Annotated in this window: 1 protein-coding gene; it reads right to left on the bottom strand. The window is 54.9% G+C overall.

The genetic code is table 11. The features are described from left to right. A partial coding sequence (locus FN960_RS24815; protein ID WP_185971177.1) for a UvrB/UvrC motif-containing protein occupies positions 1–233 on the bottom strand: 233 nt, incomplete at both ends.

The following is a 233-nucleotide window of genomic DNA, read 5'->3' as shown; positions in this document are numbered from 1 at the left end:
CGTACCGCCAGGCACTTTCGGGAAATAGCTGCGGCTGCCGAGCACTTTGCCCTGACGAATGAACAATACGTGGACACAAGCCATGCCCGCATCGAACGCCACACCAATAACGTCGAGGTCGTCGCCGGTATTGGAAACGAATTGTTTTTCGGTGACGCGTCGCACCGCCTGAATTTGGTCGCGAATACGTGCCGCTTCTTCAAACTCCAGATTCTGGCTGGCAGTTTCCATAC

It is taken from the genome of Alkalicoccobacillus porphyridii (genome assembly GCF_007293315.1).
GTDB classification, from domain to species: domain Bacteria; phylum Bacillota; class Bacilli; order Bacillales; family Bacillaceae_D; genus Alkalicoccobacillus; species Alkalicoccobacillus porphyridii.
This window is presented reverse-complemented; position numbering and strand designations above follow the sequence as displayed.